Here is a 16,910-nt window from a genome sequence, read left to right as displayed (position 1 = left end):
GTCGTTAGTTGTCCAGTGCGGAGAAGTGCGATGCGTCGCCCGTTCGCGGCGTACTGCGGACGCCGTCCACGCTCACCGGTACGTCGCCGGCGAGCGTGATCCGGTGCAGCCTGCGGGGCTGATCGTCGTAGTCGGCGACGCCGTAGTGTTGTGTCGCGCGGTTGTCCCAGATCGCCAGGTCACCCGGCTGCCACTGCCAGCGAACGGTGTTGTCGAGGTTCGTGACCCGGTTCTGCAAGAGCTGGAACAGCGCGGTCGTCTCGGTGCTGCTCAGTCCAACGAACCGGCGTACGAAATGACCGAGCACGAGCGAACGCTCGCCCGTCTCCGGGTGGACGCGGACCACCGGGTGCTCGGTCTCGAACAGCTTGGAGACGAACTGCTTGCGATGCTCCTCGACCTTCACGTCGACACCGCCGATCCGGCTCTCGTCCTTGTGGCCGGCGTAGTCGTACACATTGCTGTGCACCGCCCACAGCCGGTCGACGAGGGCCTGCAGTGCGATCGGCAGGTTCGCGTACGCCGTGACCGTGTTCGCCCAGGTCGTCGCGCCGCCGTACGCCGGCAGCGTGACCGCGCGGAGGATGCTGATCGCCGGGATCCGGTCGACGAACGTGACGTCGGTGTGCCAGCTGTTCGCCTTGCCGTAGTCGGAGTCGATCGGCAGGACCTCCGCCGCGCCGTCGAGGCTCTTCGAGGTCGGGTGCGCGAGCGTCGGCGTACCGAGCAACTTCGCGAAGGCGAGCTGGCCGGCGTCGTCGAGGTGCTGTTCGCGGAAGAAGATCACCTTGTGGTCGAGCAGGGCCTGCCGGATCGCGGCGACCGTCTCCGGCGCCAGGTCGCCGCCGAGCTCGACGTTGCCGATCACCGCGCCGATCGCCCCGCCGGCCTTGGCGACGGTGATCTCCGGTGCTTCCAGTTGCGTCGTCATGATGACTCCCTCACGGTCGGTTACTTATATAATCCGACTGATTTACTAGACATATCGGCCGTTTCGGGATGCGAGACCGGGCCGGCGGCGGGAGCACGTAGGGTTGGGGACGTGTCAACCGCCGCTCTTGAACCCGCTCCCGATACCGCCGACGTTCCGGAACTGGTGGTCGGATTCGACCTGGACATGACGCTGATCGACTCCCGGCCGGGGATCCAGGCCGTCTGGGACCTGCTGGCCGCGGAGACCGGCGTGCCGATCGACACCGACCTGGTGGTGAGCCGGCTCGGGCCGCCGCTGACCTGGGAGATGGCGAACTGGTTCCCGGCCGAGCAGGTCGACGCCATGGTCGCGCGGTACCGCGAGCACTACCCATCCCACGCGATCACCGGCAGCCTGCCGCTGCCGGGCGTGGCCGAGTCACTGGCCGCGATCCGGGCGTTGCGCGGGCGGACGATGGTCGTCTCGGCGAAGTACACCCCGTCGGTCCGGCTGCACCTCGAGCACCTCGGCCTGGATGTCGACGAGCCGGTCGGTGACCTGCACGGCGCCGAGAAGGGTACGGCGCTGCGCGAGCACCAGGCCACGATCTTCGTCGGCGACCACACCGCGGACATCGACGGAGCGCACGCGGCCGGTGCGGTCGCGGTATCGGTCGCGACCGGCCCGTTCACCGCGGACGAGTTGCGCGCGTACGGCGCCGACGTCGTACTGAACGATCTGACCGAGTTCCCGGCCTGGCTCGACGAGTACGTGCTCGAGCAGCGGCTCGAAGCGCTCATGCGGCGACTGTCGTCGTACGACAAGATGGTGGTCGCGTTCAGCGGCGGCGCCGACTCGGCGTTCCTGCTCGCGGCCGCGGCGCGGGCGATCGGTCCGGCCAACGTCGTCGCGGCGACCGCGATCTCCCCCTCGCTTCCGGCGGCCGAGCTCGAGCCGGCGGCGCGCTTCGCGGACACCATCGGCGTACGCCACGTCACCCCGCACACGCACGAGATGGAGCGCGAGGGGTACCAGGCGAACTCGGGCGCCCGGTGCTACTTCTGCAAGGCCGAGCTGGTCGAGACGCTGCAGCCGATCGCGGACGAGTTCGGGATCACCGCGATCGCCACCGGGACGAACGCCGACGACGCGATCGCCGGCTTCCGGCCGGGCATCCGGGCCGCCTTCGAGCGCGGCGCGCTGACGCCGCTGAAGGACGCGCGGCTGACCAAGGCGCAGATCCGTACGGCGTCGCGCAGCTGGGGTCTCGAGACGTCGGACAAGCCGGCCGCGGCGTGCCTGTCCAGCCGGATCGCGTACGGCATCCGGATCACCCCGAACCTGCTCGCGCGTGTCGATCGCGCCGAGCAGACGGTCCGCGCACGGCTGGCGTCGTACGACGTGCAGAACGTGCGCGTGCGTGATCTCGGCGAGAGTGCGTCGATCGAGATCGACTCCGATCTGCTGGATCGGGTCGACCACCAGGAGCTGGTCGATGCGGTCGTCGCCGAAGGGTTCGCGACGGCGCTGGTGGACCCGCGCGGGTTCCGGTCCGGGTCGATGAACGAGCGGCTCGCGGAACCCGAAAAGTATCGGAGTTTGTGATGTGCGGGAAGACTGCCGGATCAGGTAGTTTCCCGGAGGCGCGGTTGCGCCGGGTCACGTACGCTGGGTTTCCTGATCGGGCCTCACGGCTCGATCGCTTCCGACGATACTGATGAAGAGGTTCCCGTGCCCGTTGGCAAGGTGAAGTGGTATGACTCCGAGAAGGGGTTCGGATTCCTCAGCAAGGAGGAGGGCGGGGACGTCTACGTCCGCGCCGAGGCCTTGCCGTCGGGTGTCACCAACCTGAAGCCGGGCCAGAAGGTCGAGTTCGGTGTCGTCGAGGGACGTAAGGGCGAGCAGGCGCTCCAGGTCCGGCTGATCGACCCGCCGCCGTCGGTGGCGAAGGCGATGCGGCCGAAGGCCGAGGACATGCAGGTCGTCATCGAGGATCTGATCAAACTCCTCGACCGCCTCGGCGAGGGCTACCGCCGCGGCCGCCAGCCCGACAACAAGTCCGCCCGCCAGGTCGCGACCGTCCTCCGCGGCGTCGCCGACAAACTCGACGTCTGACCCTCAGCCCGGCTCAGCGGGTCGCGCGGGTGATGCGGGTGTGGATGCCGTCGAGGACGGTGTCCAGGCCGAAGGTGAATTCGGCGGCGTCGAAGTCGCCCGCGTAGCCCTCGTCGAGGGGCTGCTCGAGCGTGGCCGCGATCCCGGGGAAACGGTCCGGGGTCGCGAGCATCGTCAGGCGCTGCGTGTAGAGCCGGTCGGCCTCGCGGACCTCATCCGGTTCGGTGAGCATGTTCGCGGTGAGTTGCGCCGTACCGCGAACGTAGATGTTCACCAGGAGCATCGCGGACAGCCGGTCCGGCGGCGTGAGCGGCGTACCGTCGAACGCGTTCAGCCCGGACTCCATCCAGGCCAGCTGGTTCGGTGACAGCGGCGGCTCCTGGATCGGGATCTGCAGGATCCACGGGTGCCGCCGGAGCCCGTCGCGGAACGCCTCGGCCCAGGCGGTGATCCGGCCACGCCAGTTCAGGTCAGGGTCCAGGACCGGCGGCTCGGCGAAGGCGTGCTCGAGCATCACGACGTACAGGTCGTCCTTGGCGTCGACGTACCGGTAGAGCGACATCGTGGTGAAGCCGAGCTCGGCCGCCACCTTGCTCATCGAGACCGCGGCCAGCCCGCCCGCGTCGGCCAGCTTGATCGCGGCTCGCGCGATGTCGCTGATGTGGAACGCCGGCTTCGGCCCCGGCCGACTCCGCCCCTCGATCCCCCACAACTGTTGCAGGACCCTTGGCAGTTCGCTCTCGTCCATGGTCACCATGGTCTCCACTCTATCTGTTTACAGCATAGACAGTCTTGTGTATGGTCTGTGTACGGCGCACACAGTGTGCGGCGTAGACAGATAATCGGAGGGGTGTCATGGGTTCGACAGAACGGGCGGGACGCAAGGAGTGGATCGCGCTCGGTGTGCTCGCGCTGCCGCTGCTACTGGTCTCGATGGACGTGTCGGTGCTGTACTTCGCGGTTCCGTTCATCAGCGCGGACCTCGGCGTGAACGCGACCGAGCAGCTGTGGATCTTCGACATCTACGGATTCGTGCTGGCCGGCCTGCTGATCACCATGGGCTCGCTCGGGGACCGGATCGGCCGTCGCAGGCTGCTGCTGTTCGGCGCGATCGGGTTCGGGGTCGCCTCGGTCGCGGCGGCGTACGCGCAGAACCCGGAGCAGCTGATCGCGGCGCGTGCCCTGCTCGGGATCGGCGGCGCGACTCTGATGCCGTCGACCCTGGCGCTGATCCGGAACATGTTCCACGACCCGAAGCAGCGGTCGAAGGCGATCGCGTTCTGGAGCGCGGTGATGATGGGCGGGATCACCCTCGGTCCGGTGCTCGGCGGGTTCCTGCTGGAGCACTTCTGGTGGGGTTCGGTGTTCCTCATCAACACCCCGGCGATGGTTCTGCTGGTCGTCCTCGCGCCGGTGCTGCTGCCCGAGTTCAAGGCTCCGGTACGCGGGCGGTTCGACCTGCTGGGTTCGGTGCTGTCGCTGGCCGCCGTACTGCCGGTGATCTGGGGGATCAAGGAGCTGGCCGCTCATGGTGCGGCGGTCGTGCCGGTGGTGGCGATCGTGGGTGGGCTGGTGTTCGGGGTGCTGTTCGTGCAGCGGCAGCGGACCGCGGCGCACCCGATGGTCGACCTGTCGATGTTCCGGAACCGCGCGTTCAGCGGGTCGCTGGCGGCGAACACTATCGGGACCCTGGCGCTCGTGGGCAACGCGGTGTTCCTGACCCAGTACCTGCAGTTGGTGCACGGTCTGAGCCCACTGAAGGCGGCGCTTTGGTCGCTGGCCCCGTCGGTGCTGGTCGGTGGCGCGGCTCCGCTCGCCACCGCGCTCGCCGGGAAGCTGGACCGCGCGTACGTGATCGGTGGCGCGTTCGTCCTCGCGGCTTCGGGGTACGGCGTACTCACCCAGGTCCACGTCGACTCGTCGCTGGCAGTGCCGCTCGCCGGTGCCGGTCTGCTGGCCGCCGGTCTGGTGATGGTGATGACTCTGGTGACCGAGGCCGTCGTCGGTTCGGTGGCTCCGGAGCGCGCCGGCTCGGCGTCCGCTGTGATGGAGACGTGCGCGGAATTCGGCGGGGCCCTCGGGATCGCGGTGCTCGGATCGATCGGTACGGCGGTCTACCGCGCCGACATCCCGTCCAACCTGCCGGCTGGTGTCGCGGCCCCTGTCCGCGCGGGTCTGCCCGCGGCGACTGCCGCAGCCGCCCACCTGCCCGCGCAACTGGCCGACACGGTCTTGGCCACTGCCCGCCACGCCTTCACCCACAGCATGAGCGTCGTCGCGCTGGTCGGCGCCGTACTCCTCCTCGCGACCGCAGTAGCCACCACCCTCACCCTCCGCGGCACCACCCACACCTCCGCTCCTACCGAGGAGGCTGACTTAGTTTCTGCAGCCTGAACCCCGCAACCAGCGGCGGCCGAGTCGAACTCTCCACTCGGCCGCTGCCGTGTCCTGTCAGCGGGGTGGGCGGCGTGGGGGTTCGCCGCCGGGGCGGCGATTGGAGGGGTGGTTCCGGTCGCGTTCGACGGTTGGTTCTTCCGACCAGGGCGTTGTGTTCTCGCCGGTGTTCTCGTCCTCGTCGGGCTGACCGCTCCACCAGCGGCCCATGGGCTGTTCGGGCGGTGGTTTCTCGTCGCCGGTCCGCCATTCGACGGTCGGCTCGTCGTGCGAGGTCGAGCGGCGCTCGCGGTTCGCGCGCTGCTCGGCGACGCTGAGGATCGTCCGCGACGTGCTCCCCGAGTGCTGGTCGGCGCGCGGACGCTGACGCTCGGGCGCGTGCCCAGGGGCGTGTGCGTCGGTGCGCGGTCCACCGAGACCGCCCGGGCGAAGCGTCTCCGGCGTCTGGCGGGAAGACGGGCGCATCCGCAGTACCAGGAACACGGCGATCAGCAGGACGCCCGCGAGGAACCCGAACCCGAGTCGGGGGATCAGCGGCATCACGATCCCGCATCCGCCACCGAGCACCCACGCCAGCTGCAGCACCGTCTCCGATCGCGCGAACACCGACGTACGCACGGATTCCGGGACGTCGCGCTGGATCATCGCGTCCAGCGACAGCTTGCCGAGCGAACTGCACAGACCCGCGACGAGGCCGAGCGCGATCAGGATCGGCAGGCCGTACAGCACGGCGACCGCGACTGCGACGGTCGCGTCGGCGAGCAGTACGACGAGTACGACGGCTTCCGGTTTGCGTGACCTGAGCAACGATCCGAGGAGCGTGCCGGCACTGTTCCCGATCCCGGCCGCGGCGATCACCGCGCCGGCCGCGACGGCGCCCTTGACCCCGCTGATCGGCTGGTCGCGGAGCAGGAACGCCAGGTACATGGTCAGGAACCCGGACACGAACCGCAGTCCCAGGTTGCACCGGATCCCGCGAGCCACCGCGGCGGTGATCGCGCGGCGGCGTGCGTCGCGTCCCGCCGTACCCGTCACTTCTTCGTCGGTGGGGGAGTCGACCGCAGACGGCAGCCGGATCGCGAGCACCAGGCCGACGATGTACACCAGCGCGGCCCAGCGCAGCGACCACTGCGGGCCGATCGCGGCGAACGCGCCGGCGATCCCGGCGCCGATGGTCGCGCCGGCGACACCCGCGAGCGAGATCCGGGAGTTGGCCGTGACGAGCGTGATCTGTTTGGGGAGCAGCCGCGGTACGGCGGAGGCGCGCGTCACGCCGTACGCCTTGGATGCGACGAGGCAACCGAGGGCGGCCGGGTACAGCCAGGCCGAACCGTGGCCGGAGATCGACGACGCCAGGCTCCAGACCAGGAACGCGCGAACGCCGAGGGTCGCGCCGATCGCCCAGCGGCGACCGTGCCGGAACCGGTCGAGGATCGGGCCGATCAGCGGCGCCATCAACGCGAACGGCGCCATCGTCAGCAACAGGAACAGCGCAACGCGGTCGCGCGCCTGATCGCTCGGCACGGTGAAGAACACCGTCCCTGCGAGCGAGACCGCGAACGCTGTGTCACCTGCCGCGTTCACCGCACCCAGCTCGATCAGCCGCGACAGGCCTGATTCGCCTGCGCCTTGGGCGCTGGTCAGCCCGCGGATCCGGCGCCCGGTCGCGCGCCCGACCTTGCCGCCGACCTCAGCAGCCTTCTTCGATGCCGAAGCAACCCCTTCGGCCCCAACCTTCGAGGCGTGCCCGACCTTCTTCCCCGCACTCCCGACTCGCTCGCGGGCTTCGGTCAACCGCTCGCCGGTCGACTTCCCGGCGCCCTTCGCACTGTCATCGCCCGCTGAGCCTTCACCCGTTGGGCGCCCCCCAGGGCTCCGCGCACTGGCTCGTGCGTCACCCGCGTCCCGGCGACCGCTCGCCGATTCGCCGCGCGACTGACCGCCCGCGGCGTTTCCACCGGGAGTCGCCTTCGGGTCGGCGGGGTCGGGGGTGTGCATGGAACCATCCTGCCTCCTGCCGGGGACAGACGGCAGCCACGGCGCGTACGCGCGTAGAGGTCGCACCGAGAGATGACGCCTGCTGCGCGTCGCCCAGCGGCCTCCCTTCTCCACCTTGCGCAGTACTCTGCGGGACGACGCTACGTCTCCGCGCGGCCCCTGGATCGCGGGTGGGTGACGGTGGTTCGGCGTACGGCGGGCGGCGTGCGAGAATGGGCGATTGTGACTCCCGTCAAAAGCCCGGAACCGGTACGTGCGAAGCCCGACGCCGTCTGCGTCGCGGCGGTCGGACCGGCCCGCGAGGCCGCGATCGTCGAGGCCGGCGCCGCGCAGGTCGGGGAGCACCTCGGTCATCTGGTCGAGGGCGAGCGCCTCGTCACCCACTACTTCGCCTCCACCCACCCCGGGTACCGCGGCTGGCGCTGGGCCGTCACGGTGACCCGTGCGTCGCGCGCCAAGACCGTCACGATCAACGAGGTCGTGATGCTGCCCGGCGACGAGGCCGTCGTCGCGCCCGAGTGGGTCCCGTGGTCGGAACGCGTCCAGCCCGGCGACCTCCGCCCCGGCGACCTGTTCCCGACCCACGCCGACGACCCGCGCCTCGAGCCCGGGTTCACCGACACCGCCGACGCACCGGAGGACGTGCTCACGGTGGTCGAGGAGCTCGGCCTCGGTCGCGAGCGCGTGCTCTCGCCGTTCGGACGTGAAGAGGCCGCGGAGCGCTGGTACGCGGGGGAGTTCGGCCCGACGTCCGCGATCGCCCAGGCCGTCCCGTACAAGTGCTTCTCGTGCGGCTACTGGATCCGCCTCGCGGACAGCCTCGGCCAGGCCTTCGGCGTCTGCGCCAACGAAATGGCCCCCGGAGAGGCCCACGTAGTCGCCTACGACTACGGCTGCGGCGCCCACTCCGACGCCACCATCGACCTCGCCGAACCCCCCACCCCCGACCACGCCTTCGACACCACCGGCTACGACACCCTCGAACTAACCCCCACCGACGACTGAACCCACGCCGCAACCCGTGGCAGCGAACACCCCGCCGTGCCTCTGAACAGGCAATAACCTGTTCAACGGCCCCGCAGAGGGTACCCAGGGTCCGGCGCCGGACCGGCCAGCCGGAGGCGGCGCGGGGAGCCGTCAGCTTGGCGGTGTTGGATGGGTCAGTCTTCGGTGGCGGGGCGGTGGCCTGCTTGGATGGCGGTCCAGCGGTGTTTGCAGTACCAGAGGCCTATGAGGCCTAGGCCGAAGCCGGCTACCGGGACCCAGAGCCACCAGTCGAGGCCGTCGGCCTCGAGGCGGTTGCGGAAGAAGAAGAGTACGACGCCGGCGACGGCCCATAGGGCGATGCCGGTGATGACGCTGGGGATGCCGGACAGGTCGAGCGGCTTGACCTCGGCGTGCACCAGTTCGCCGCGGGCGAGTTGGCTGGTCGGGTCGGTGCGCTTCTTGTCGGCGCGCTCGGCGCGCTCCCTGGCCGGCTCCTGCTCCTCCGTCACATCACTACCTTAGCTTCGTTTGCGATTAGTACTCGCAACTCCCCGGCAGGAACTGGCACGATGCGGTCATGAGCTCGCCCCAGGCCGCGACGGCCCGCTCCGGTTCCGGTCCTCTGGACTCGTTCTTCAAGATCAGTCAGCGCGGATCCACGCTCGGCCGGGAGGTCCGCGGCGGGCTGGTCACGTTCTTCACGATGGCGTACATCGTCGTGCTGAACCCGCTGATCATCGGCACCGTCAAGGACGGCACCGGCCAGTTCGTCGGCGGCGGCACCGACCCGGCGGCGGCGATCGCGAAGGTCGCGGTCGCGACGGCGCTGGTCGCCGGGATCGTCACGATCCTGATGGGCGTGGTCGCGAACTTCCCGCTCGCGCTCGCCACCGGCCTCGGCCTGAACGCGTTCATCGCGTTCTCGGTCGCGACCAAGATGACCTGGGCGGACGCGATGGGCCTCGTGGTCATCGAGGGCCTGATCATCCTGGTCCTGGTGCTGACCGGCTTCCGGAAGGCGGTGTTCGAGGCCGTACCGCTGCAGCTGAAGATCGCGATCAGCGTCGGCATCGGCCTGTTCATCGCGTTCATCGGCGTTATCGACGCGGGCTTCGTACGCCGTCCCGCGGCGCTCAGCGGCCCGCCCGTCGAACTCGGTGTCGGGGGCAACCTTCGCGGCTGGCCGGTGCTGGTGTTCGTGGTCGGCCTGATCCTGATCGTCACGTTGTACGCCCGGAAGGTGAAGGGCGCGATCCTGATCGGCATCCTGGCCGCGACGGTCCTGGCGATCGTGATCGAGTCGGTCGCGAACATCGGCGCCCGCACCGACAAGAACCCGGGCGGCTGGGGCCTGAGCGTGCCGAAGTTGCCGGACCAGTGGTTCACGAAACCGAACCTGGACACGGTTGGCGAGTTCAACCTGTTCGGCTCGTTCGACAAGGTCGGTGTGGTGTCGGCGCTGCTGCTGATCTTCACGCTGATGCTCGCGGACTTCTTCGACACGATGGGCACGATGACCGCGATCGGCGCCGAGGCGGGCCTGAACGACAAGGACGGTATCCCGCCGAACTCGCAGCGGATCCTGATCGTGGACAGTGTCGCGGCGGCCGCCGGTGGCGCCGCGTCCGTCTCGAGCAACACGTCGTACATCGAATCGGCGTCCGGCGTCGGCGAAGGTGCGCGGACGGGCCTGGCGAGTGTGGTGACCGGGATCTGCTTCCTGATCTCGATGGTGGTCGCGCCGCTGGTGACGCTGGTCCCGTACGAGGCGGCGACGCCGGCGCTGATCCTGGTCGGGTTTCTGATGATGACGCAGGTGAAGGGCATCGACTTCGACGACCTCGAGGTCGCGTTCCCGGCGTTCCTGACGATCGTGCTGATGCCGTTCACGTACTCGATCTCGGCCGGTATCGGCGCGGGTTTCGTCTCGTTCGTGATCCTCAAGACCGTCCGCGGCAAGGCCCGCCAGGTGCACCCGCTGATGTGGGTCGTCGCGGCCCTGTTCGTCGTCTACTTCGCGATCGGCCCGCTGACCGACTGGCTGACCTGATTCAGTTGCCGAAGGCACGCAGAAACGTCTGTACGGCGTTCTGCGTGACCTCGGCGAGTTCCTTTGCCGGGACCTTCCGCGTGCCGAGGCGGGACCGGGCGTCGAAGGGTGCGGTCAGTAGCGCGCCGAACTGTTCGGCCGCGACGGCCGGGTCCGTGATGCGGAGGTGGCCGGCCAGCGCGAGCCGGGCCAGCCGGTCGGCGAGGGCGTCGTTGACCTTGTCCGTGGCGCGTTCCCGCACGATGTCCTGGAGTTCCGGCATGCTCGCGAGCTCTGCGTGCAGCAGCCGTCGGAGCGCCCACGACTTCTCGTCGCAGTAGCACTCGGCGAGCTTCCGGCCCACCTCGGTCAGCGCCTCCGCCGGGTCGCGGTCCGGGCGCAGCGACTCGACCGCCGCCAGGTTGCGGGTCAGCGCATCGTCCGCGAGGGCGCTGACGGCTGCCCGGAACAGCGACTGCTTGTCGCCGAAGTGGTTGTAGATGGTGTGCTTCGCGACCCCCGCGGCGGCCGCGACCGTGTCCACGCTCGCGGCCCGGTACCCGTCGCGGGCGAAGACCGTGAAGGCGGCGTCCAGGATCGCCTGGCGCTTGTCGATACGTCCGCGGGTCGCTGTCACCTGGTCAGGGTAGCTTGCTGAACTTCGGCGTACAGTAGAATGCACTGACCAGTGCATTTCTAAGGAGGAGAGCGGATGATCGTCAACCTGTTGCGGATCCGGTTCAAGGACGGCGTGAGTGTCGCGGAGCAGGAGGAGGTGCTGGCGGTGATGCGCCGGACCGCCGCACTCGATTCGGTCGCGTTCGGCGCCGTCGGCAAGGACTTCGGCAACCCCGAGGACGGCTTCACCCACTCGTACCTGGCGGCGATCCCGGATCTCGACGCGCTCGAGCGGTACATGCACGACCCGGTGCACCTCAGCGGCGACGACCTGATCCTCGACAAGCTCGAGAAGATGAGCGCCGTCCGCTTCAGCGACGACGGCGACCCGGAGATCGGCAAGGCCGTGTACGGCGTGGCCGCCCGCAAGATGGAGCAGTACCCCGAGTGGGCCCGCCGCATCGACGAGCTGTTCGGCGCGAACGTCTAAGAGGGCGTCTGAGGGCTCTGCGCCTACTGCGCGGCACTCGGCGGGCACCTCGCCGCACTGGAGGAAAGGCCACGATGAAACCACATCGAGGCCTTCCCTCCAGCACGCCGAGGCACTCCGCCGAGCACCTGCTCGCTACGACGCAGAGCCCTCAGACGCCCTCAGCGGTACGCCGAAGTTCGAGGTACTCGGCCCGCGCGGTGAAGAGTTCGCGGAGCTCGTTGCTGACGTGATCGAGGAACTCCGTGCGGTACGTCGAGTCCGTGAGCAATGCGATCGAGTAGTAGAGCCCGGTGAAGTTCGCGATGCCGACGGCGACCTTGATCAGGGAGGCGCTGAGGACGAGCGGATGGTGTAGCAGTTCGACATGGTACGACCACGAGCCGGCGTCGACGCCCCATTGCCGGTAGATGTGTTCGCTGATCGCGAGCATGCCGAAGGCAACGAAGAACAGGCCGACGCCGGCGCTCACCACGAGCACCTGCATCCACTGCCGGATCACCAGGCTGACGCTGACGTTGAACCGCTGGCTCCGGCTCAAAGGCGGACCGGAGCCGGCGGTGCGCTCGATCGCGTCCACCTCCAGCGGCAACCGGATCAGCAGGAACACCGTGCTCAGCAGTGTGAAGGCGACTACGGAGAAGACGATGAAGGCGGCCGGCATCCACGCGAACACCTGCCACATGTCCGCGGTCATGAACAGCACCAGCGAGAAGACCAGCAGGAGCGGTAGTGCCCGGATGAAGCTGGCGACCGAGTTGGCCAGCTCGCGGACCAGCTGCCGGATGCCCCAGACGACGGTCGCGATGAAGCCGTAGCCGACCACGACGTACACCACGCCGACCAGCAACAAGTTGCCGAGGGCCACGCCGAAGAACTGCTTGACCTGTCCTTGCGTGACGACTGGGAGCAGCGCCGGCAGGAACACGAACACCATCAGCTCCGGAATCCCGAAGCGGGTCGGCAACGACCCGAACGGTCGTCCGCGCAACCCGTTGAGCAGGCCGAACCCGAGGACCAGTGCCAAGAGTCCGCCGAGCGCGGCCAACAGGTTCTGCCACCAGACCCATTCGAGCGAGGTGGCGCCGAGCATCTCGGCCAGGAACACCAGCACCAGCAGTGGCGCCGCCCGCGTGAAGATGTCGTGCGTCGGCGAGAAGTCCTCGATGAACAGCGGCAGTCCCGCCCGCCGGAATTGCTGCTCGTACCGCTCCAGCTCGGCCGTCGTCCCCATGACGCGGAACTCTATCGCCTCGGGAATACCACCCGGCCGTCCAGCGTTTTCCTTAGCAAAGGTAATGAGTTAAGGTAAAGACATGCCCGAAGTCGTAGCGCAGCAGGTGAAGAGTGATGTCGGGCTGGCGAGTGCCCTGCGGTCGTCGACCCTGCGGCTGTCCCGGCAGATCCGCCGGCAGCGTGAGCCCGGTCACGACCTCACCGCGAACCAGCTCAGCGTGCTCGGCGCGCTGTCCAAGCACGAGGCGATGACGATCGGCGAGCTGGCCGCCCACGAGCAGGTGAAGCCGCCGTCGATGACGCGGATCGTGACGAACATGGAGGAGGCGGGTCTGGTGGTCCGCCGCCCGCACCCGACCGACAAGCGGCAGATCGTCGTCGAGCTGACCGACCGCGCCGACGAGCTGATCCTGGCGAACCGCCGGCGCCGCGACGAGTGGCTGCAGACCAAGCTGAAGCAACTGACCCCTGAGGAGCGCGACATCCTGCGCAAGGCAGCACCTGTTCTCGAACGACTGGCGGCTCGATGAGCCCCACTTTCCGCGCGTTCAAGGTCCGGAACTTCCGGCTGTACGCCTCGGGCGCGATCGTCTCCAACGTCGGCACCTGGATGCAGCGGGTCGCCCAGGACTGGCTGGTCCTGGAGCTGACCCATTCCGGTACGGCGCTCGGTATCGTCACCGGCCTCCAGTTCCTGCCCGCGCTCCTGCTCGGCCCGTACGCCGGTCTGGTCGCCGACCGCTTCCCGAAGCGGACCGTGCTGACGCTCACCCAGATCGCGATGGCCACCGTCGCCCTGATCCTCGGTGGTCTGACGATCGCCGGCGTCGTGCAGACGTGGCACGTGTATCTGCTCGCCCTGTTGTTCGGTGTCGGTACGGCGTTCGACGCCCCGACCCGGCAGGCTTTCGTGGTCGAGATGGTCGGCCGCGACGAACTCTCGAACGCCGTCGGGCTGAACTCGGCCTCCTTCAACGCGGCCCGGCTGCTCGGCCCGGCGCTGGCCGGTCTGCTGATCAACTGGATCGGCACCGGTCCCGTGATCATGATCAACGGGTTCACGTACGCCGCGGTGATCGTGTCGTTGCGACTGATGCGCACCGGAGAGCTGCACACCCCGAAGGTCGCGGCGCGGGACAAGGGCATGATCCGCGACGGCATGCGCTACCTGTGGCGGCGGCCCGATCTGATGATGGTGCTGGTCGCGGTCTTCTTCGCCGGCACCTTCGGGCTGAACTTCCAGATGACTTCGGCGCTGATGGCGACGAGCGCGTTCCACAAGGGTGCGGGGGAGTACGGCATCCTCGGCTCGATCCTGGCGATCGGTTCGCTGTCCGGCGCGCTGCTCGCGGCCCGGCGGGTGCGGATCCGCGCGCGGCTGGTGATCGGTGCGGCGGTGGCATTCGGTCTGCTCGAGATCGTGAGTGCGCTGATGCCGACGTACCTGACGTTCGCGCTCGTGCTGCCGCTGGTCGGGCTGACGTCGCTGACCATGCTGACGTCGGCGAACGCGACGATGCAGCTGAGCATCGAGCCGACGATGCGCGGCCGGGTGATGGCGCTGTACATGACGGTTCTGATGGGCGGTACGCCGCTCGGGTCGCCGTTCATCGGCTGGATCGGGCAGGTGATGGGCGCCCGCTGGTCGCTGATCGTCGGCGGTGGGCTCACCGTGGTCGGCGCGGTCGGCTCGGTGCTGTACTTCTCCCGCCGTCGCGGCCTCGCGATCCGCCCGCGGCTGCTCCCGCGCCCCCACCTCGAGGTCCTGCCCCAGACCGAACTACTCGGCGAGAAAGCAGTCGTCGACGCCGCCGACCTTCCGAAGAAGGACATCGGGCACCAGGTCGCGTCCGCCTAGGGGCGGATGCGCGTCAGTAGGCGGGCGGCGAAGAACAGGGCGTCGGCCTCAGCAGGGCGCCGAGTGAGCATTGCGGCCGGGTCGTGTCTCGGTTTCGGGCGTACGTCGGGGGTTGCGGCCGTGGTGATTCGGAGGAATCCACGCGCGCCGAGACCGCCCTGCGCCGGCGCCCACTCGACGTCGACGATGTCCCCGAGCGGCACCGACCACGGATCGCCGAGCGCCTTCTTCCGGCGGCTCGCGGACCGGTGGTACTTGAACGTGAGCCGCCCGCCCGCCACCGCGAGCGTCGCGTCCCGCCCCTCGATCCGGTCGGGCGCGGCCGGTGGCGCGACGAGCCACGCGGTGGCAGCCGTCGCCGGTACGTCGCGACGCACGAGAGCCTGGCCGATGTCACGGGCGATCCCCGCGGCCGCATCGTGGTCGACACCCGGGAAGTCGTAGAGCTCGATCGGCTGCGTCACCGACTGCAGCGGGTCGGCGCCCTCGCGGAGGACGAGCCGGAGCCCCGCGTCGGTGACCTCCACGGTGCGCAGCGCCTCGATGGGCACGATCCGCTCGCCCAGGCGAGATCGTAAGAGCGTCCCGCCGTACCGCACCCGGAGGGTTCCGATGCCGTCCCAGACGACCGTGCCGTACGTGCTCGTCAGCTCACCACCTGCCACCCGCCCTATCTTTCCTCGTCCGCGGGTCCAGCGCAGGTCCGGTGCACGGTCCGGTGCAGGGTCCGGTGTGTGGTCCGGTGCCGGGTCCTTGGCCGTAAGGGTCAGAATGGGGCGTGACCCATTACGACCTCGTCATCATCGGGACCGGCTCCGGTAACACCATCGTCAACCGGCGGTTCGCCGACCGGAAGGTGGCGATCGTCGAGCGCGGTACGTTCGGCGGCACCTGCCTGAACGTCGGGTGCATCCCGACCAAGATGTTCGTGCACGCCGCAGACGTGGCCGCGACCCCGTCGGTGAGTTCGCGGTACGGCGTCGACGAGCAACTGCTCGACGTCCGCTGGACCGACGTCCGGGACCGGATCTTCGGCCGGATCGATCCGATCGCGGAAGGCGGCTCGGAGTACCGGCACCACAACCCGGACAACGCGAACGTTCATGTGTACGACGGGACCGGCCGGTTCACCGGGTTCAAGGAGCTGACCGTCGACAACAAGGACGGGTCGACGAGCGTGTTCAGCGCCGACCAGTTCGTGCTCGCCACCGGCAGCCGGCCGATCGTGCCGCCGATCCCGGGGCTCGAGGAGACCGGGTTCCATACCTCGAACACGATCATGCGGCTGGACGACCTGCCGCGTCGGCTGGCGATCATCGGCAGCGGGTTCGTCGCGGCCGAGTTCGCGCACGTGTTCTCGTCGTTCGGGGTCGAGGTGACGGTCGTCGCCCGCTCGAACGAGTTGCTCCGGCTCGAGGACGGGGAGATCTCCGCGCGCTACACGGAGATCGCGCAGGACAAGTACGACGTACGGCTCAATCATGAAACCGTCCGGGTCGCACGACGCGACGACGGCTCGATCAAACTCGTGATGCTGCACCCGGACGGCGCCGACGAACTGATCGTCGACGAGCTCCTGGTCGCGGTCGGACGGGAGCCGAACTCGGACCTGCTGAACCTGGACGCCACCGGGGTCGAGGTGGACCGCGAGGGCCGCGTGGTCGTGGACGCGTACCAGCAGACCACCGTCGACGGCATCTACGCGCTCGGTGACGTGACGAACCCGCACCAGCTGAAGCACGTCGCGAACCACGAGGCGCGGGTGGTGAAGCACAACCTGCTCAACCCGGACGACCGGATCGAGGCGGACCACCGCTTCGTCCCGCACGCGGTGTTCAGCTCGCCGCAGATCGCGTCCGTCGGCCTCACCGAGGAGCAGGCGCAGGAACGCGGAATCCCTTATGTGAAAGCGGTTCAGCAGTACGCCGATATCGCGTACGGCTGGGCGATGGAGGACACCACCGGGTTCGCGAAGGTGCTCGCCGACCCGGAGACCGGGCAGATCATCGGCTGCCACGTGATCGGCCCGCAGGCGCCGACCGTGATCCAGCCGGTGGTCCAGGCGATGAGCTTCGGGCTGGACGCGTACACGATGGCGCGCGGCCAGTACTGGATCCACCCGGCGATGCCCGAGCTGATCGAGAACGCCCTGCTCAAACTGGACTTAGGTCGTGGCCGGTGATCCAGCGCCTACTGCGGGGCACTCGGCACGGCACCTCGCCGCACGGGTGCAAAGGCCACGATGCTCCGCATCGAGACCTTCGCCCCCGCA

At 68.9% G+C, this 16,910-nt stretch carries 16 protein-coding genes; 9 read left to right on the top strand and 7 right to left on the bottom strand.

Translation table 11 applies throughout. The features are described from left to right. Positions 1 to 4: 4 nt before the first annotated feature. Complete coding sequence (locus ACWF0M_RS23935; RefSeq protein WP_452237918.1) at positions 5 to 931, bottom strand: TauD/TfdA dioxygenase family protein; 927 nt, start codon at positions 929 to 931, stop codon at positions 5 to 7. 111 nt (positions 932 to 1,042) lie between these two features. Between ACWF0M_RS23935 and larE the strand changes: the two genes are divergently transcribed. Then, on the top strand, positions 1,043 to 2,518 hold the full coding sequence (gene larE, locus ACWF0M_RS23930; RefSeq protein ID WP_452237917.1) for an ATP-dependent sacrificial sulfur transferase LarE: 1,476 nt from the start codon (positions 1,043 to 1,045) through the stop codon (positions 2,516 to 2,518). Between the two features lie 126 nt (positions 2,519 to 2,644). Further along, positions 2,645 to 3,028, top strand: coding sequence for a cold-shock protein (locus ACWF0M_RS23925; protein WP_452237916.1), 384 nt, complete (start codon positions 2,645 to 2,647; stop codon positions 3,026 to 3,028). A 13-nt stretch (positions 3,029 to 3,041) separates the two neighbouring features. On the opposite strand, the gene ACWF0M_RS23920 is transcribed toward ACWF0M_RS23925, so the two are convergent. Beyond that, positions 3,042 to 3,785 (bottom strand): TetR/AcrR family transcriptional regulator, encoded by a 744-nt coding sequence (locus ACWF0M_RS23920; protein WP_452237915.1) that lies wholly within the window; start codon positions 3,783 to 3,785, stop codon positions 3,042 to 3,044. Between the two features lie 98 nt (positions 3,786 to 3,883). Between ACWF0M_RS23920 and ACWF0M_RS23915 the strand changes: the two genes are divergently transcribed. Next, positions 3,884 to 5,422, top strand: a complete 1,539-nt coding sequence (locus ACWF0M_RS23915) for an MFS transporter (RefSeq protein ID WP_452237914.1) — start codon at positions 3,884 to 3,886, stop codon at positions 5,420 to 5,422. A gap of 57 nt (positions 5,423 to 5,479) precedes the next feature. Here the strand turns inward: ACWF0M_RS23915 and ACWF0M_RS23910 are convergent, their stop codons facing one another. Continuing rightward, entirely contained in the window at positions 5,480 to 7,420 is a 1,941-nt protein-coding gene (locus ACWF0M_RS23910) for an MFS transporter (RefSeq protein WP_452237913.1), read from the bottom strand. A 222-nt stretch (positions 7,421 to 7,642) separates the two neighbouring features. Here ACWF0M_RS23910 and ACWF0M_RS23905 point away from each other — a divergent pair, with 222 nt between their 5' ends. Continuing rightward, the gene (locus ACWF0M_RS23905) at positions 7,643 to 8,425 is read left to right on the top strand and encodes a DUF3027 domain-containing protein (RefSeq protein ID WP_452237912.1); all 783 of its coding nucleotides are present in this window, start codon (positions 7,643 to 7,645) and stop codon (positions 8,423 to 8,425) included. Positions 8,426 to 8,580: 155 nt separating this feature from the next. On the opposite strand, the gene ACWF0M_RS23900 is transcribed toward ACWF0M_RS23905, so the two are convergent. Next, on the bottom strand, positions 8,581 to 8,916 hold the full coding sequence (locus ACWF0M_RS23900; protein WP_452237911.1) for a DUF2530 domain-containing protein: 336 nt from the start codon (positions 8,914 to 8,916) through the stop codon (positions 8,581 to 8,583). Between the two features lie 68 nt (positions 8,917 to 8,984). On the opposite strand from ACWF0M_RS23900, the gene ACWF0M_RS23895 reads away from it, so the two are divergent. Continuing rightward, the gene (locus tag ACWF0M_RS23895; RefSeq protein WP_452237910.1) at positions 8,985 to 10,457 is read left to right on the top strand and encodes an NCS2 family permease; all 1,473 of its coding nucleotides are present in this window, start codon (positions 8,985 to 8,987) and stop codon (positions 10,455 to 10,457) included. Position 10,458: 1 nt separating this feature from the next. On the opposite strand, the gene ACWF0M_RS23890 is transcribed toward ACWF0M_RS23895, so the two are convergent. Further along, the gene (locus ACWF0M_RS23890) at positions 10,459 to 11,073 is read right to left on the bottom strand and encodes a TetR/AcrR family transcriptional regulator C-terminal domain-containing protein (protein ID WP_452237909.1); all 615 of its coding nucleotides are present in this window, start codon (positions 11,071 to 11,073) and stop codon (positions 10,459 to 10,461) included. 75 nt (positions 11,074 to 11,148) lie between these two features. Here ACWF0M_RS23890 and ACWF0M_RS23885 point away from each other — a divergent pair, with 75 nt between their 5' ends. Next, positions 11,149 to 11,544, top strand: a complete 396-nt coding sequence (locus ACWF0M_RS23885) for a Dabb family protein (RefSeq protein WP_452237908.1) — start codon at positions 11,149 to 11,151, stop codon at positions 11,542 to 11,544. Positions 11,545 to 11,695: 151 nt separating this feature from the next. On the opposite strand, the gene ACWF0M_RS23880 is transcribed toward ACWF0M_RS23885, so the two are convergent. Next, entirely contained in the window at positions 11,696 to 12,778 is a 1,083-nt protein-coding gene (locus tag ACWF0M_RS23880) for a hypothetical protein (protein ID WP_452237907.1), read from the bottom strand. A gap of 82 nt (positions 12,779 to 12,860) precedes the next feature. Here ACWF0M_RS23880 and ACWF0M_RS23875 point away from each other — a divergent pair, with 82 nt between their 5' ends. Beyond that, positions 12,861 to 13,310, top strand: a complete 450-nt coding sequence (locus tag ACWF0M_RS23875; RefSeq protein WP_452237906.1) for a MarR family winged helix-turn-helix transcriptional regulator — start codon at positions 12,861 to 12,863, stop codon at positions 13,308 to 13,310. Further along, positions 13,307 to 14,638, top strand: a complete 1,332-nt coding sequence (locus ACWF0M_RS23870; RefSeq protein ID WP_452237905.1) for an MFS transporter — start codon at positions 13,307 to 13,309, stop codon at positions 14,636 to 14,638. Before ACWF0M_RS23875 ends, ACWF0M_RS23870 begins: the two co-directional genes overlap by 4 nt. On the opposite strand, the gene ACWF0M_RS23865 is transcribed toward ACWF0M_RS23870, so the two are convergent. Beyond that, a complete protein-coding gene (locus ACWF0M_RS23865) occupies positions 14,635 to 15,303 on the bottom strand; it encodes a DUF4429 domain-containing protein (protein WP_452237904.1) in 669 nt (222 codons plus the stop codon). The two genes, ACWF0M_RS23870 and ACWF0M_RS23865, sit on opposite strands and share 4 nt — an antisense overlap. 113 nt (positions 15,304 to 15,416) lie before the next feature. On the opposite strand from ACWF0M_RS23865, the gene ACWF0M_RS23860 reads away from it, so the two are divergent. Next, positions 15,417 to 16,820 (top strand): mycothione reductase, encoded by a 1,404-nt coding sequence (locus ACWF0M_RS23860; RefSeq protein ID WP_452237903.1) that lies wholly within the window; start codon positions 15,417 to 15,419, stop codon positions 16,818 to 16,820. The last annotated feature ends 90 nt before the right edge of the window (positions 16,821 to 16,910 follow it).

This window comes from Kribbella sp. NPDC055110, from assembly GCF_053607525.1.
Note: the sequence above shows the minus strand (reverse complement) of the source record. Positions and strands in the feature narration are given on the sequence as shown.

Bases quoted from the DNA above. Each gene is read 5' to 3' on its own strand.
- ACWF0M_RS23935 (WP_452237918.1), bottom strand. From the start codon at position 931: ATGACGACGCAACTGGAAGCACCGGAGATCACCGTCGCCAAGGCCGGC.
- ACWF0M_RS23920 (WP_452237915.1), bottom strand. From the start codon at position 3,785: ATGGTGACCATGGACGAGAGCGAACTGCCAAGGGTCCTGCAACAGTTG.
- ACWF0M_RS23915 (WP_452237914.1), top strand. From the start codon at position 3,884: ATGGGTTCGACAGAACGGGCGGGACGCAAGGAGTGGATCGCGCTCGGT.
- ACWF0M_RS23910 (WP_452237913.1), bottom strand. From the start codon at position 7,420: ATGCACACCCCCGACCCCGCCGACCCGAAGGCGACTCCCGGTGGAAAC.
- ACWF0M_RS23895 (WP_452237910.1), top strand. From the start codon at position 8,985: ATGAGCTCGCCCCAGGCCGCGACGGCCCGCTCCGGTTCCGGTCCTCTG.
- ACWF0M_RS23885 (WP_452237908.1), top strand. From the start codon at position 11,149: ATGATCGTCAACCTGTTGCGGATCCGGTTCAAGGACGGCGTGAGTGTC.
- ACWF0M_RS23880 (WP_452237907.1), bottom strand. From the start codon at position 12,778: ATGGGGACGACGGCCGAGCTGGAGCGGTACGAGCAGCAATTCCGGCGG.
- ACWF0M_RS23875 (WP_452237906.1), top strand. From the start codon at position 12,861: ATGCCCGAAGTCGTAGCGCAGCAGGTGAAGAGTGATGTCGGGCTGGCG.
- ACWF0M_RS23870 (WP_452237905.1), top strand. From the start codon at position 13,307: ATGAGCCCCACTTTCCGCGCGTTCAAGGTCCGGAACTTCCGGCTGTAC.